Source organism: Streptomyces jumonjinensis (assembly GCF_009600885.1).
Taxonomy (GTDB): Bacteria; Actinomycetota; Actinomycetes; order Streptomycetales; family Streptomycetaceae; genus Streptomyces; species Streptomyces jumonjinensis.
This window is the reverse complement of sequence record NZ_VCLA01000170.1, coordinates 178628-193317: the sequence shown is the minus strand read 5'-3', so window position 1 is coordinate 193317 and position 14690 is coordinate 178628. Positions and strand designations below refer to the sequence as shown.

The following is a 14690-nucleotide window of genomic DNA, read 5'->3' as shown; positions in this document are numbered from 1 at the left end:
AAGCTAGCAGAAGAGCGCTCTGACCTGCACAAATGCCTCATCTAGTTCAGTCAATACACCGCAGCCGCCTTCGTGCCCGGTGTTGAGCGCCGCCAGCAGCTCGGTCACCTCGGCGCCCCGGACCTCTCCGACGACCAGCCGGTCCGGACGCATCCGCAGGGCCTGCCGCACCAGGTCCCGGAGATCGACCCGGCCCGCGCCCTCCTGGTTCGCCGTCCGCGACTCGAGCCGCACCACATGGGGGTGCTCGGGCCGCAGCTCGGCCGAGTCCTCGGCGAGCACGATCCGCTCCCGCTCACCCACCAGCCCGAGCAGGCCGGAGAGAAGGGTCGTCTTGCCGCTGCCGGTGCCGCCGCTGATGAGATACGACAGCCTGGCGTCGACCAGCGCACGCAGCACCCGGTCGCCGCCGGGCGGCACCGTGCCCGCCGCCACGAGCTCCGCCATCGAGAAGGCCCGGGGCCGCACCACCCGCAGCGAGAGGCAGGTCGAGCCGACGGCCACCGGCGGGATCACGGCGTGCATCCTGGTCCCGTCCGGCAGCCGGGCGTCCACCCACGGCCGGGCGTCGTCCAGGCGGCGCTCCGCCACGGCGGCCAGACGCTGTGCCAGCCTGCGCACCGACGCCGCGTCCGCGAACGTCACCTCGGTCAGCTCAAGACCGCTGCCACGGTCCACCCACACCCGGTCGGGCGCGGACACCAGCACATCCGTCACGGACGGATCCGCGAGCAGCGGCTCCAGCGGCCCCGTGCCGACCAGCTCGCCGCGGAGCCTCTCGGTGCCGCCGAGCACCTCGGCGTCCCCCAGCAGCCGGCCCTGTGCCCGCAGGGCCGCCGCGACCCGTGCCGGGGTGGGCTCGCCGCCGCTCTCCGCGAGCCGCTGCCGCACGGCGTCCAGCATTCCGGAGCTCATGAGGCCGCGCCCCCGGTCAGCGCCCGGTCCCAGAAAGCGTCGCAGAACGAGGCCAGCGGGCCGCCGCCCTCACCCGGCGGCACGGTCTCGCCCCGGGCCGCGGGCAGCCCGTCCTCCCAGGGCAGCTCACCGACGAGCGGAAGGCCCAGCGAGGCGGCCACCCAGGCGTCGTCCAGCCCAGGGCCGTACGGACCTCGGGCCACGACCCTCAGGTCCCCCAGCACCATCTGCACAGCCGAGGCGACCCGGTTCGCCGCGGCGAGCGCCCTCAGCTCTCCCGGCACCACCAGCAGCCCGAGATCGAGCTGCGCCAGCGCCTCCGCCACCCCCTCGTCCACCCGGCGCGGCAGATCGACCACGACCACTCCGCCGCGCCTGCGGGCCGCCGCCAGCACCGATCGCATCGCCTCCGGGGGAATCACCACCGAATCGCCCCGGTCCCAGCTGAGCACCCGGAGCCGGTGCAGCTCCGGCAGCGATTCCTCCAGCGCGCTGCCCGCCACCCGCCCCTTGGAAGAGGCGAAATCCGGCCATCGCCTTCCCGCTGTCTGCTCCCCGCCCAGCAGTACGTCGATGCCCCCGCCGAGGGGGTCACCGTCGATCAGCATGGTGCGCCGGCCCGATCGGGCGGCGGTCACCGCCAGGGCGCAGGCCAGAGTCGACGCCCCGGCCCCGCCCCGGCCGCCGATCACCCCGACCGTCAGCGCCTGCTCTCCGACGCCCTCGGCCACATCGGCGATCCGGTCGACCAGCCAGCCCTCGGCGTCCGGCAGCCGCACCACTCCATCAGCGCCGACCTCCACGGCCAGCTGCCAGATCGAGGGATCGTCCTGCGCCCGCCCGACGAGCAGCACCCCACGCCTGCGGGCGGCTCCCCGGCAGCGCTCCGCCGCGTCGTCGCCGACCAGGATCAGGGGCGCACTCTCCCATCTCCCCCGCTGCTCCGGCACCGAGTGGTGGACCTCCGGCTCGGCTCCCGCGGCGGCGCACAGCCGCAGCAGATCGTCGAGCAGATCCAGATCCTCGGTGACGATCAGGGGCCGCTCCCGCCGCCCCTCGGCGACCGCCGCCCCCTTCGATGTGATGGATCCAGCCACCATCTCCACCCCCTGCTTACCCGGATCTCGCTTCGATTCGAGATCCGTGATTCCGGATGGCCGCGAACTCCGCGGCTGGAATCACGGTGCAGCGCACCCGGAAATGATGTGGATCTTGCTAAAAAACTGTGGAAAACCGGCCGGTTGTGAATAACTCGGTAGCCCATACCGGTGACTCCCGGGCGCACCTCTTCCACTACGCACAGTGACGATGCACAGTGGTGTGAGAACGACGTCGACAGGAGCCGCCGAAGAGGGGGATGACCGAAGTGGATCTCAGGCAGAAGAAGAAAACATGCCCGGACATGCGACGACCCCCGCCGGGGGGGAGAGCGGGGGTCGTCTCTCCGGCCGGCTCGGGGGGGGAGGAGCCGGACCGGGTTAGCACGGTCGCGAACGATCCGTGACTTCCATGGTGTACCCGAGAGCCTTCTCAGGCAAACCCACACGCCCGGGCGTACGCCGAATGGCGGGCACCTATGCTCTGCTCGTGGAAAACCACTCCTTGCCTCGCACAGCCGCGTTCTTCGACCTGGACAAGACGGTCATTGCGAAGTCTTCGACGCTGACCTTCAGCAAGTCCTTCTACCACGGCGGCCTGATCAACCGGCGGGCCGTACTGCGCACCGCCTATGCCCAGTTCGTTTTTCTCGCCGGCGGCGCCGATCACGATCAGATGGAGGGGATGCGGGAGTACCTCTCGGCCCTCTGTAAGGGCTGGAACGTCCAGCAGGTGAAAGAGATCGTCGCCGAGACCCTGCACGATCTGATCGACCCGATCATCTACGACGAGGCCGCCTCCCTCATCGAAGAGCATCACACCGCAGGCCGTGACGTCGTCATCGTCTCCACCTCCGGCGCCGAGGTCGTCGAGCCGATCGGCGAGCTGCTGGGCGCCGACCGGGTCGTGGCCACCCGCATGGTCGTCGGCGACGACGGCTGCTTCACCGGCGAAGTGGAGTACTACGCATATGGGCCGACAAAAGCGGAAGCCATCCGGGAACTGGCGGAGTCCGAGGGATACGACCTGTCGCGCTGCTATGCCTACAGCGACTCCGCCACCGATGTTCCGATGCTGGAATCCGTCGGACACCCCTATGCCGTGAATCCCGACCGCGCACTGCGCCGCGAAGCAGCCGCGCGCGAGTGGCCGATTCTCGTCTTCAACCGTCCGGTCCGGCTCAAACAGCGACTGCCCGCGCTCTCCATGCCCCCGCGCCCGGCTCTGGTGGCGGCGGCGGCCGTGGGCGCGGCGGCGGCCACCGCAGGTCTCGTCTGGTACACCAGCCGCCGCCGCGGCGCGACGGAGCGGGCGGCCCGGGCAGCAGTGGAGTCCATGGAGGGCCTCATGAAGAACGTCACCCGTGTTTGAATCCAAAAGTAAAGAACTGGGACAAAAGGTTCCACTTCCTGGCGTGCTGGAGTACAAAGGAGTCAACGGCCCGCGAGACCAAGGACATCCGAGAGGATCACCTATCAAACGCAGAAAAGGCCCCACGGACCTTGCATGGAAACCGAGCACCCACGCGACGTCGACCCGTCGAATACGGGCCAGCCGCACCAGGTGACGGGCAGAAGTTCCCGGCCTGATGGGCACAGCAGATCGAGGACGCTTGGTACCTCGGTGGACATGCCAGCGGCGGTACCGATCCTGGTACCGCCGCAACCCCGTTCAGGCGCATCGAACGACGCGCCCTCCGCCGGAGCGCGCGGCATCACCCGGCAGGGTCGCGCCCACCGCTTCCGTCGGGCGGAGCGCAGACCGCGCCCCCGCGGCAGAGCGCGTCAGGCGGCCCCGCGCTGAAGCGCCTCACAGACCGCCGTCGACTCCCTGACCCCGAGCTCCACCGAGCGACCGCAGTGCGCGATCCACTCGGCCATGCCCTCCGGCGTCCCAGCCAGATACCCGCCGAAGGCAGCCGTATACGCCGCCCGCCCCAGTTCGGCATGGCCCACCTCGGCCGGGCAGATCGATTTGGGGTCGAGTCCGCTGCCGATCAGGACGATCCGCGCGGCGGCCCGCGCGACCAGGCCGTTGTGCGACCCGAAGGGGCGCAGCGCCAGCAGTTCACCGTGGACCACTGCCGCGGTCACCAGCGCCGGCGCGGAACCACCCGTGACGATCAGCCCCGCGAGCTGCTCCAGCCGGACGCTCACTTCATCCGCGTCCGGGAGCGCGCTCTCGATCAGGGGCTCGTCGACCGACTCGCCCGCCAGCCGGGGGCGGCCCACCGTCGCGTCGTCGCCGGTTCCGCCCGCCGCGACCAGATGCAGCCTGGCCAGCACCCGCAGCGGCGACTGCCGCCAGATGGAGAGGAGTTGACCGGCCTCGGCGGTCAATCGCAGCGCAGCGCCGACGGTACGGGCCTCGGGCTCGCCGCTGAAGTCGGTCCGACGGCGAACCTCCTCCAGCGCCCAGTCCGCGCCCGAGAGCGCCGCGGAGCCGCGAGCTCCACGCAGCGCCGCCTCCGCGGTGACCTCATTGCTCCGCCGCCGCATCACCCGGTGGCCATAGACCCGGTCGACGGCCTTCCGGACGGAGTCCACGGAGTCGGCGACACCCGGCAGTGAGCCGAGCGCGGCCAGAGGGTCGGCCGAGGGGCCGGACGAGGCATGCGTACTCATAGGCAGCGAGGCTACGCGCCGTCCGCCCGTGTCCCACGTTGGAGTGGTCTTCTTCACTTCACTTGACAACGCCTGGCAATTGAACCACTACCCTAGGTGAACATGAAGATCGCTTTCGTAGGGAAGGGCGGCAGCGGGAAGACGACGCTGTCCTCGCTCTTCATCCGCCATCTGGCCGCCAATGAAGCACCCGTTGTCGCGGTCGACGCCGATATCAACCAGCACCTGGGGGCCGCGCTCGGTCTCGACGACGAGCAGACGGACGCACTGCCCGCGATGGGCGCGCAGCTGCCGCTGATCAAGGAGTATCTGCGCGGCTCCAACCCCCGTATCGCCTCCGCCGAGACGATGATCAAGACCACTCCGCCCGGCGCGGGCTCGCGGCTGCTGCGCGTCAGCGAGAACAATCCGGTGTACGACGCCTGCGCGCATACCGTCCGGCTGGACGACGGGGACATCCGGCTGATGGCGACCGGCCCGTTCACCGAGTCGGACCTCGGGGTGGCCTGCTACCACTCCAAGGTGGGCGCGGTGGAGCTCTGTCTGAACCATCTGATCGACGGTCCCGACGAATATGTGGTGGTCGACATGACCGCCGGGTCGGACTCCTTCGCCTCCGGGATGTTCACCCGATTCGATATGACGTTCCTGGTGGCAGAGCCCACCCTCAAGGGGGTCTCCGTCTACCGCCAGTACAAGGAGTACGCCCGGGACTTCGGCGTTTCCCTGAAGGTCGTCGGAAACAAGGTGCAGGGCCAGGACGATGTGGACTTCCTCCGTACGGAGGTGGGCGACGACCTGCTGGTCTCGGTCGGACACTCCGACTGGGTGCGGACGATGGAGAAGGGCCGTCCACAGCGTTTCGAGCTGCTGGAGGCGGACAACCGGATGGCGCTCCAGGCCCTTCAGGACGCGGCGGAGGATTCGTACGCACTGCGCGACTGGGAGCGGTACACCCGCCAGATGGTGCACTTCCATCTCAAGAACGCGGAGAGCTGGGGGAACGCGAAGACCGGGGCCGACCTGGCGGCACAGGTCGATCCCGATTTCGTCCTCGGGGAGCAGACGGCCGGAGTCGGCACGCCGCAGCCGGCCTGACCCCCCGGTGAGGCGGCCCGTCCAGCCGCCTCACCGACAGAACGCCGGGCCAAGCCGCCTAGCCCGAGGGCCCCGAGCCCCCGCCGCCTCATCACAGGGCCCCGAACCCCCGCCGCCTCGCCGCAAGATCCCCGGCCCCGCCGCCTCACCAGAGGACACCCGAGCCCTCGCCGCCTCGCCATGGGACCGTCAGCCGTCCCGGCCGACGGCCTTGACGGGCTTGGCCGACGACGCGGGCCGATCTGCCGGGACCACCGGCCGAGCGGCCAGGAAGTCAGCCCATCCGCCCTTCGGCCGCTCGCCGACCCCAAGCGTGCGCAGCTTCGCCAGAACCTCCGGATCCTGGGCGTCGAGCCAGTCGGCGAGCTGCTTGAAGGACACGCACTTCACATCCTTCTTCACGCACACCGCGGCGATCGCCTCCTCGATGGCCCGCATATACGTGCCGCCGTTCCAGGATTCGAAGTGGTTGCCGATGATCAGCGGAGCCCGGTTCCCGTCGTACGAGCGGTCGAAGGCCTGGACCAGACCGTCCCGCATCTGGTCGCCCCAGTACTCATGGAACTCGGGATCGCCCTTGACCGTCCCGGACTGATTGATCATGAAGTTGTAGTCCATGGAAAGGGTTTCGAAGGACTTGCCCGGGAACGGCACCAACTGGAGGGAGAGATCCCACAGGCCGTGATCCTTCTCGGGCCAGATCTGGTCGTTGACGCCGCTGGTGTCATAGCGGAAGCCCAGCTCGCTCGCGGCGCGCACAAAGTTCTCACGGCCTTCCAGACAGGGGGTGCGGGCGCCGACCAGTTCCTTGTCGTAGTCGAAGGGCAGGGGCTGCTCGCCCTTCAGGCCCGAGTTCGACTTCCAGTTCTTCACAAAGGACTTGGCCTGGCTGATCTCGCTCTTCCACTCGTCGACGGACCAGGTCCCCACCCCGCCGTCGGCGCCGCAGAAGTGGCCGTTGAAGTGGGTGCCCACCTCATTGCCCTCCTGCCAGGCGGCGCGCAGCTCGCGCACTGTGTCCCTGATGCCCCCGGCGTCATTGAATCCGATGTCGGAGCGCCCGGCCGAGTGCTGCGGCGGAAGGTACAGATCCGCCTTCTCCTCGGGGAGGAGATACACACCGCTGAGGAAATAGGTCATCGTGACGTCGTACTTCCGGCCCACCGCGCGGAAGTGGGAGAAGAGCCGCTGGCTGTCCTCGCCCGCGCCGTCCCAGGAGAACACCACGAACTGCGGCGGTCGCTGACCGGGCTTCAGCCGCTCCGGCTTGAGCTGTCCGGGCTGGGCTCCGGTGAAGGCGGTGGAGCCGTCGCCGATCAGACGCGGCGCGACCTTGGCGGGGGCCGCCTTCTTGGCGCCCGGTGCGCCCTCTTTCTCCGCGTCGGAGCCGGATCCGGTGCAGCCCGCGAGACCCGCGACCAGCGCCGTGGCCACCGCGCCCACGGCGACCCTCTGTGTGGCGGCCATCATCGGCCCACCCTCTTTCGTATGACTGTGTGCTTTTCGGACCGGCGACGCCGGAGCCAAAGTCGCACCGCAAGAGAAAGGGGGATGAGCGACGAGCCGCATTAAGCGCACTAATCACTGAATCGGGTGAAACATTGCCCTATTTGCCAAGAAAATCCTGCCTCAGTCTTTACCCTGCATTACGATCAATTTACCGAGAGTTGAGGATCCCGCCGCTGCACGCCGTGACCCACGGCCGCGTCCCCACATTCCGCGACCGCGCTGCCCGGAGGAGACGGGAAACCATGTCCGCCTGCGTTCCCACCCGCACTGACAACGCCTCGCCCGAGCCCCGGAAGCCGGATCGGGCGGCCCCCCACGATTCGCCGCCCCCCGGCGAGAGCCCCCATCGCTTCCGCATCGAGGGCACCGATCTGTCCGCTTCCATCTCCGTCTTCCTGATCGCGCTGCCGCTCTCCCTGGGCATCGCGCTCGCGACCGGCGCGCCCCTCCAGGCCGGACTGGTGGCCGCCGCCGTCGGCGGCATCGTCGCCGGCCGGTTCGGCGGAGCTCCTCTACAGGTCAGCGGCCCCGCGGCCGGTCTGACCGTCGTCACCGCCGACCTCATCCAGCACTACGGCTGGCGGGTCACCTGCGCCATCGCCGTCCTCGCCGGGTTCGCCCAGCTCGCGCTGGCCGCCCTGCGGGTCGCCCGTTCCGCCCTCGCCGTCAGCCCGGCGATCGTCCACGGCATGCTCGCCGGCATCGGCGTCACCATCGCCCTGGCACAGCTGCACATCGTGCTCGGCGGAACCCCCCAGAGCTCGGCCGTCGAGAATGTCCGGGCACTCCCCGCCCAGCTGGCCCAGCTCCATCCGGCCGCGATCTCGGTCAGCGCCCTGACGGTCACCGTGCTCCTCGCCTGGCCCCGGATCCCCGGGCGCACGGGCCGGATCGTACGGAAGATCCCGGCCGCGCTGGCCGCGGTGGCGGGGGCGACCACCCTCGCCGCGCTGGCCGGTCTCCATCTGCCGCGCGTCGACCTGCCCTCGTGGAGCAGCCATGCCCTGCCCGCGATGCCCGAGGGCCCCGTGCTGGGCCTGATCGCCGCCGTGCTGACCATCACCCTGGTCGGCAGTGTGGAGTCACTGCTCTCGGCGGTGGCCGTGGACAAGCTGACGGCCGCCCGCAAAGTGCCGGACGTACGCATTCCACGCGCCGATCTCGACCGTGAGCTGGCCGGGCAGGGCGTGGCCAACGTGGTCTCCGGGGCCCTGGGCGGACTGCCCATCACCGGCGTGGCCGTACGCAGCTCGGCTAATGTCTCGGCCGGGGCCGTGAGCCGCCACTCCACCATGCTCCACGGCCTGTGGATCGTGCTCGCCGCACTGCTGCTGGTCCCCGTCCTCGACCTGATCCCGCTGGCCGCGCTCGCCGCGCTGGTGATGGTCGTGGGCGTCCAGATGGTCAACATCACCCATCTGCGCAGCGTGAAGCGGAACCGCGAGATGCTGGTGTACGCGGTAACCCTGGTCTCCGTCGTCGCCACCGGCGTACTGGAGGGCGTGGTGATCGGGATCGGGGTCGCGGTCGCCGTCGCGCTGCACCGTCTCACCCGCACCCGGATCACCGAAGAACAGCAGGACGGAATCCACCGGGTCCGGGTGCGCGGCCAGTTGACGTTTCTCGCGGTGCCCAGGCTGAGCCGAGCGCTCGGCCAGGTGCCGCCGGGTGCCGACTGCGTGGTCGAGCTGGACGGGTCGTTCATGGACCATGCCGCCTACGAGGCGCTGCACGACTGGCAGACCTCCCATCTGGCCCAGGGCGGCACGGTGGAGTTCACCGGTCGGTCCGGGGTCCGGATCAGCGAACCCGCGTCGGAGACCCCTGGCTGCTGCCGCCCCTGGACGCCATGGCGCAACCATCACTGCGACGACCGCCCCGACCGGGACACCGCACATCCTCTGGCGGACGGAGTCAGCTCGTTCCAGCGCGATACGGCTCCGCTGGTACGCGATGAGCTGGCCCGGCTGGAGCGCGAGGGGCAGCGGCCCTCACAGGTCTTTCTCACCTGCGCCGACTCCCGTGTCGTCACCAGCATGATCACGGCCAGCGGCCCGGGAGACCTGTTCACCGTGCGCAATATGGGCAATCTGGTTCCGCTGCCCGGCGCTGAGGGCGGCGACGACTCGGTCGCGGCGGCGCTGGAATACGCCGTCGATGTGCTCCGCGTGGACTCGATCACCGTCTGCGGACACTCCGGGTGCAGCGCGATGCAGGCGCTGCTGTCCGCGCCCCCCGTCGGTGCGCACACCCCCCTGCGGCGCTGGCTGCGGCACGGGCTGCCGAGTCTGGAGCGGATGCGGAACCGCCAGCGCTCCTGGGCGCGGATCTCCGGACGGCTGCCCGCCGACGCGGTGGAACAGCTCTGTCTGACCAATGTGGTGCAGCAACTGGACCATCTGCGGGCGCATGAGTCGGTGGCCCGCAGAATCGCCGAGGGGACGCTGCGGCTGCAAGGGATGTACTTCCACGTCGGCGAGGCCCAGGCCTATCTGCTGGCGAACAGCGACGAGCACACCGACGACGCGGTCTTCGCCCGGGTCGCCCCCGCCTCCTCGTCGCTGGTGAAGGCCCGAGCCTGACGCCCCGGAGCCCGGCGGTCCCGAAGATCCGAAAGCCCGGGGGCGGCGGAGCGACCGGATGGAACCGGAAGGAACCGGAAGGAGAACTGAACCGATCCGCCGGGTAGGCCGTGCTCAAGAGTGACCCCTCCTTCCCGCCGCCCGGGAAGGAGGGGTCACCCACGGGCCCGGCGGACGCCCCCTCGCCACACCTCCGGCGGACGCCCCCGGCACACCTCCGGCGGCCGGAACGCCGGCGGGCCGTCACAGCGCTCCCCATGGCCCCGGGCCCCACCCCACCACCCGATAGGTCTAAACCAATTATCGGAAGGCTCTTGTCACCCGGCCCTCCGGCTGGTGAGCTATGGCCCGGACACATACGCACAGAAGACGCCCTGGGAAAGGGAGATGTCGTGAGCAACGAGAGCCTGGCCAATCTTCTCAAAGAAGAGCGCCGGTTTGCCCCGCCGGCCGAACTGGCCGCGAACGCCAATGTGACAGCGGAGGCGTATGAGCAGGCCAAGGCGGACAGGCTCGGCTTCTGGGCCGAGCAGGCACGGCGGCTCACGTGGGCCACCGAGCCGACCGAGACCCTCGACTGGAGCAATCCGCCCTTCGCCAAGTGGTTCGCGGACGGCAAGCTCAATGTCGCCTACAACTGTGTGGACCGGCATGTCGAAGCCGGACACGGCGACCGGGTCGCGATCCACTTCGAGGGTGAGCCCGGTGACAGCCGGGCCATCACCTACGCCCAGCTCAAGGACGAGGTCTCCCGCGCCGCGAACGCCCTGACCGAACTGGGTGTGCGCAAGGGCGACCGGGTCGCCGTCTATCTGCCGATGATCCCCGAGGCGGCCGTGGCCATGCTGGCCTGCGCCCGTATCGGCGCCGCGCACTCGGTGGTCTTCGGCGGTTTCTCCGCCGACGCCGTCGCCTCCCGTATCCAGGACGCCGACGCCAAGCTGGTCATCACCGCCGACGGCGGCTACCGCCGGGGCAAGCCCAGCGCGCTCAAGCCCGCGATCGACGAGGCCGTCGCCAAGTGCCCGCAGGTCGAGCATGTCCTCGTGGTCCGGCGCACCGGCGAGGACACCGCCGTCACCGAGGGCCGCGATGTGTGGTGGCACGACATCGTCGACCGCCAGCCCACCGAGCACACCCCCGAGGCGTTCGACGCGGAGCACCCGCTCTTCATCCTCTACACCTCCGGCACCACCGGTAAGCCCAAGGGCATTCTGCACACCTCCGGCGGCTATCTGACCCAGGCCGCATACACCCACCAGGCCGTCTTCGACCTCAAGCCGGAGTCGGACGTCTACTGGTGCACCGCCGACATCGGCTGGGTGACCGGTCACTCGTACATCGTGTACGGGCCGCTGGCCAACGGCGCGACCCAGGTCATGTACGAGGGCACGCCCGACACCCCGCACCAGGGCAGGTTCTGGGAGATCGTGCAGAAGTACGGGGTCACGATCCTCTACACCGCGCCCACCGCGATCCGTACGTTCATGAAGTGGGGCGACGACATCCCCGCCAAGTTCGACCTGTCCAGCCTGCGCGTGCTCGGCTCGGTCGGCGAGCCGATCAACCCCGAGGCGTGGATCTGGTACCGGGAGCACATCGGCGCGGGCAAGACCCCGATCGTGGACACCTGGTGGCAGACGGAGACCGGCGCGATGATGATCTCGCCGCTGCCCGGTGTGACCGAGACCAAGCCCGGCTCCGCGCAGCGCGCGCTGCCCGGGATCTCGGCGACCGTCGTGGACGACGAGGCCAACGAGGTCCCGAACGGCGGCGGCGGATATCTGGTCCTGACCGAGCCGTGGCCGTCCATGCTGCGCACCATCTGGGGCGACGACCAGCGGTTCATCGACACCTACTGGTCGCGTTTCGAGGGCAAGTACTTCGCGGGCGACGGCGCCAAGAAGGACGACGACGGAGACATCTGGCTGCTGGGCCGGGTCGACGACGTGATGCTGGTCTCCGGACACAACATCTCGACCACCGAGGTCGAGTCCGCGCTCGTCTCCCACCCCAAGGTCGCCGAGGCGGCCGTCGTCGGCGCGGCCGATGAGACGACCGGGCAGGCGATCGTCGCGTTCGTGATTCTGCGCGGCACCGCGCACGAGGACGAGGGCCTGGTGGCGGAGTTGCGCAACCATGTCGGGACGACGCTCGGCCCGATCGCCAAGCCCAAGCGGATCCTGCCGGTGGCGGAGCTGCCGAAGACCCGCTCCGGCAAGATCATGCGCCGGCTGTTGCGCGATGTGGCGGAGAACCGGGAGCTGGGCGATGTCACCACGCTCACCGACTCCTCGGTGATGGATCTGATCCAGACGCGACTGCCGGGAGCGTCGTCGGAGGACTGATCCCCCCAGACACCGCGTAACGGGCACCCGGCAGCAGTACGCCGGGTGCCCGTTACCGTTTTCCAGGCCCGCGCATCCGGGGCCCGCGCCAGTCCCGGGGCCGTGCCACGAACCCGCGCCGTTTCCCGGGGCCGCCCCACGCGCCGGCTCATGGGCCCGCCCCGGGCCCGTACCGGCTCGCGCTCCCTGGCCCCGGGCCCGTACCAGCCCGTGGGCCTTCACCGGGCGCCGATCGCCTCCGGCCCCATAAGGTAAGAATGAAGTGGAAATCACCGGATATACCCCGGACCCGCCGAGGTGCGAGGTCGGAAGACCCCGATCCGAGGTCTTGTGCCCTTAGGTAAAGTAAGGAAAGCGTCAAAGACGCGACAAGAAAGCCAAGGTGCGCCGGGAAGTCTGGTCGGCATGTGCTCAGTCCTGCCCGACCGACCGGAGGTTCCTCCATGGCCGCCGCATCCAACCAGCGTAAATTCCTCGGCCGTCTCTCCCTGCCCGAGCGCACCTTCGTCACCGATGCCCTGCGCACCGAAACCGTGGGCGGCGTCCTTCTTCTCATAGCCGCCATAGCCGCGCTGATCTGGGCCAACACCCCCCTGTCCGACAGCTATGACGCCCTGCGCGACTTCCATCTGGGCCCGGCGGCGCTCGGGCTGGATCTCTCCATCCAGCACTGGGCCGCCGATGGACTGCTCGCGATCTTCTTCTTCGTCGCCGGTATCGAGCTGAAGCGCGAACTGGTCGCCGGCGAACTGCGCGACCCCAAGGCCGCCGCCCTCCCCGTCATCGCCGCGATCAGCGGTATGGCCGTGCCCGCGCTGGTCTACACCCTGGTCAACGTCATCGGGAACGGCTCCACCAGAGGCTGGGCGGTCCCCACCGCGACCGACATCGCCTTCGCGCTCGCCGTACTCGCCGTCATCGGCACCTCGCTGCCGTCCGCGCTCCGGGCGTTTCTGCTCACCCTCGCCGTCGTGGACGACCTCTTCGCGATACTGATCATCGCGGTCTTCTTCACCAGCGAGCTGAACTTCACCGCGCTCGGGGGCGCCGTCATCGGCCTCGCCGTCTTCTGGCTGCTGCTGCACAAGGGCGTACGCGGCTGGTACGTGTACGTACCACTCGCCCTGATCGTCTGGGGGCTGATGTACAACAGCGGCGTACACGCCACCATCGCCGGCGTCGCCATGGGCCTGATGCTGCGCTGCAGCCGCCGCGAGGGCGAGGAGCACTCCCCCGGCGAGCACATCGAGCATCTGGTGCGCCCGATCTCGGCGGGGCTGGCCGTGCCGCTGTTCGCGCTCTTCTCGGCGGGCGTCAGCGTCTCCGGCCGCGCGATCGGCGATGTCTTCACCCAGCCCGAGACCCTCGGCGTGGTGCTCGGGCTGGTGGTCGGCAAGGCCGTCGGCATCTTCGGCGGCACCTGGCTCGCGGCCCGGTTCACCCGGGCGGAGCTGAACGAGGATCTGGCCTGGCCTGATGTCTTCGCCGTGGCGACCCTCGCCGGCATCGGCTTCACGGTCTCGCTGCTGATCGGCGAGCTGGCCTTCGCAGGCGACCCCGGGCTCACCGACGAGATCAAGGCCGCGGTCCTGATGGGCTCCCTGATAGCCGCCCTGCTGGCCGGGGTCCTGCTCAAACTGCGCGTACGGAAGTACCGGGCGCTCGTCGACGACGAGGAGCGCGACGAGGACCAGGACGGCATCCCGGACGTCTACGAGCTGGAGAACCCGGAGTACCACCTGCGGATGGCCGCGATCCACGAGAAGAAGGCCGCCGAGCACCGCCGCCTGGCCGAAGTCGCGGGGGCGTCGCGCGGCGACGACGGGCGTCCGGCATGATCTGATGTCGGACCCGGAAGTTTTCCGGGGCCTGACGAGGAACAGAAGAGTCTCGGACCCCAGGAGAGAGGGAGCAGCGATGAGCGACCCCGGCACCAGTGCCGAGCGCAGTCTCGGCCAGCTGGTCGCCTCGGCGACCGCCGAGATGTCCGCGCTTGTGCACGATGAGATCGCGCTGGCCAAGGCGGAGATCCGGCAGGACGTCAAGCGCGGGGCGATCGGCTCGGTGGCCATCGGCATCGCGGGCGTCTTCGCGCTGTTCTCGCTGCCGGTGTTCAGTTTCGCGGCGGCGTACGGGATCCACAATCTCGGACTCGGCCTGGCCTGGTCGTTTCTGATCGTGGGCGGGGCGTTCGTGGTGCTGGCGGCGCTGCTCACGCTGCTGGCGATCTCCAAGTTCAAGAAGGTCAAGCCGCCGGAGCGGTCCATCGCCTCGGCCAAGCAGACGGCGGCCGTGCTCCAGAACGTCAAGCCGCACCCCCGGCCGGGCCATGAGCCGGAGGCCGAGGGGCAGGAGCGGCTCCCGGCCTGAGCCCCGGGATCCGGCGGCGGGCGCGTCCCTCCGCCGGGGCCCGCGCCCGCCCCTCCGCCGGGCCTCCCCGGCACTCCGCCATCCCGTCGCCGGGCCTCCCCGCCCGCTCCCCAGCGCTCCGCCGCCCCGTCGCCGGGCCTCCCCGG

General features: G+C 69.8%; 9 protein-coding genes and 1 pseudogene. 6 read left to right on the top strand and 4 right to left on the bottom strand.

The genetic code is table 11. The annotated features are described in order from the left end of the window. Positions 1-51: 51 nt before the first annotated feature. Both FF041_RS25710 and ssd read right to left on the bottom strand, forming a co-directional pair. Positions 52-915: pseudogene (locus FF041_RS25710) on the bottom strand (TadA family conjugal transfer-associated ATPase); the annotation flags it as partial. Continuing rightward, complete coding sequence (ssd, locus tag FF041_RS25705) at positions 912-2015, bottom strand: septum site-determining protein Ssd (protein WP_153524989.1); 1104 nt, start codon at positions 2013-2015, stop codon at positions 912-914. The gene ssd and the pseudogene FF041_RS25710, both read right to left, overlap by 4 nt. Positions 2016-2478: 463 nt before the next feature. On the opposite strand from ssd, the gene FF041_RS25700 reads away from it, so the two are divergent. Continuing rightward, positions 2479-3384, top strand: a complete 906-nt coding sequence (locus tag FF041_RS25700; RefSeq protein WP_228388620.1) for an HAD-IB family hydrolase — start codon at positions 2479-2481, stop codon at positions 3382-3384. Positions 3385-3797: 413 nt separating this feature from the next. On the opposite strand, the gene FF041_RS25695 is transcribed toward FF041_RS25700, so the two are convergent. Further along, complete coding sequence (locus FF041_RS25695) at positions 3798-4637, bottom strand: Fic family protein (protein ID WP_153524988.1); 840 nt, start codon at positions 4635-4637, stop codon at positions 3798-3800. Between the two features lie 102 nt (positions 4638-4739). On the opposite strand from FF041_RS25695, the gene FF041_RS25690 reads away from it, so the two are divergent. Next, the gene (locus FF041_RS25690) at positions 4740-5735 is read left to right on the top strand and encodes an ATP-binding protein (RefSeq protein ID WP_153524987.1); all 996 of its coding nucleotides are present in this window, start codon (positions 4740-4742) and stop codon (positions 5733-5735) included. A 189-nt stretch (positions 5736-5924) separates the two neighbouring features. Here the strand turns inward: FF041_RS25690 and FF041_RS25685 are convergent, their stop codons facing one another. Beyond that, entirely contained in the window at positions 5925-7205 is a 1281-nt protein-coding gene (locus FF041_RS25685; protein WP_153524986.1) for a polysaccharide deacetylase family protein, read from the bottom strand. Between the two features lie 281 nt (positions 7206-7486). Between FF041_RS25685 and FF041_RS25680 the strand changes: the two genes are divergently transcribed. From FF041_RS25680 to FF041_RS25665, 4 genes are all read left to right on the top strand, one after another. Beyond that, entirely contained in the window at positions 7487-9826 is a 2340-nt protein-coding gene (locus FF041_RS25680) for a bifunctional SulP family inorganic anion transporter/carbonic anhydrase (protein ID WP_153524985.1), read from the top strand. A 392-nt stretch (positions 9827-10218) separates the two neighbouring features. Next, a complete protein-coding gene (acs, locus tag FF041_RS25675) occupies positions 10219-12174 on the top strand; it encodes an acetate--CoA ligase (RefSeq protein WP_323392701.1) in 1956 nt (651 codons plus the stop codon). A 443-nt stretch (positions 12175-12617) separates the two neighbouring features. Next, entirely contained in the window at positions 12618-14012 is a 1395-nt protein-coding gene (gene nhaA / locus FF041_RS25670; protein WP_153524984.1) for a Na+/H+ antiporter NhaA, read from the top strand. A 79-nt stretch (positions 14013-14091) separates the two neighbouring features. Next, positions 14092-14544 carry a phage holin family protein gene (locus tag FF041_RS25665; protein WP_153524983.1) on the top strand — a complete coding sequence of 151 codons (453 nt, stop codon included), beginning with the start codon at positions 14092-14094 and terminating at the stop codon, positions 14542-14544. The last annotated feature ends 146 nt before the right edge of the window (positions 14545-14690 follow it).

Excerpts from the sequence above, each read along its gene's own strand:
- nhaA (WP_153524984.1), top strand. The coding sequence starts at position 12,618 with ATGGCCGCCGCATCCAACCAGCGTAAATTCCTCGGCCGTCTCTCCCTG.
- FF041_RS25680 (WP_153524985.1), top strand. The coding sequence starts at position 7,487 with ATGTCCGCCTGCGTTCCCACCCGCACTGACAACGCCTCGCCCGAGCCC.
- ssd (WP_153524989.1), bottom strand. The coding sequence starts at position 2,015 with ATGGTGGCTGGATCCATCACATCGAAGGGGGCGGCGGTCGCCGAGGGG.
- FF041_RS25690 (WP_153524987.1), top strand. The coding sequence starts at position 4,740 with ATGAAGATCGCTTTCGTAGGGAAGGGCGGCAGCGGGAAGACGACGCTG.
- FF041_RS25700 (WP_228388620.1), top strand. The coding sequence starts at position 2,479 with ATGGCGGGCACCTATGCTCTGCTCGTGGAAAACCACTCCTTGCCTCGC.
- FF041_RS25695 (WP_153524988.1), bottom strand. The coding sequence starts at position 4,637 with ATGAGTACGCATGCCTCGTCCGGCCCCTCGGCCGACCCTCTGGCCGCG.
- FF041_RS25685 (WP_153524986.1), bottom strand. The coding sequence starts at position 7,205 with ATGATGGCCGCCACACAGAGGGTCGCCGTGGGCGCGGTGGCCACGGCG.
- FF041_RS25665 (WP_153524983.1), top strand. The coding sequence starts at position 14,092 with ATGAGCGACCCCGGCACCAGTGCCGAGCGCAGTCTCGGCCAGCTGGTC.